This is a genomic window from Neisseria sp. HMSC058F07 (genome assembly GCF_001810035.1).
Taxonomy (GTDB): Bacteria; Pseudomonadota; Gammaproteobacteria; order Burkholderiales; family Neisseriaceae; genus Neisseria; species Neisseria perflava.
Genome location: NZ_KV799687.1, coordinates 65851 through 66212, shown reverse-complemented (window position 1 = coordinate 66212; position 362 = coordinate 65851). Strand labels below are relative to the sequence as shown.

Below are 362 nucleotides of genomic sequence, written 5' to 3'. Positions count from 1 at the left end.
GCGTGGATGTAGAAGGAATCGCGTGCGGCAATTCTTAAAAATTCCAGCTCATCAGTATTTAAATTTCCGTTTTCCATCACACCAACTCCTGCTCCGTAGGCTCAATCACAAAATCCTCAAGCCCCGACACAATCTTAATTCCCGGCACTTGGCCGTCTGAAAAACGCTCTTTTTGATTCAGGATGGCGTCTTTGTCGATTTCCTTCTTCGTACGGACAAACTCGGCAAAGGCGGATTTCTCCGAGAGCCATGCCAAGACGGCGGCCACGCCCGTTACCTTGACGGATGGTGGACGGATGCGCCATTTAATCAGGCCGGTGGTAAAGTCCACGGTTTTGGTTTTACCGTTTTCCGTCAGCTCG

Annotated in this window: 1 protein-coding gene; it reads right to left on the bottom strand. The window is 50.3% G+C overall.

The genetic code is table 11. From position 1 onward, the window contains the following. Positions 1 to 76: 76 nt before the first annotated feature. Positions 77 to 362: host-nuclease inhibitor Gam family protein (locus HMPREF2696_RS06660; RefSeq protein ID WP_210383766.1), on the bottom strand; the 286-nt coding region annotated here is incomplete at its 5' end.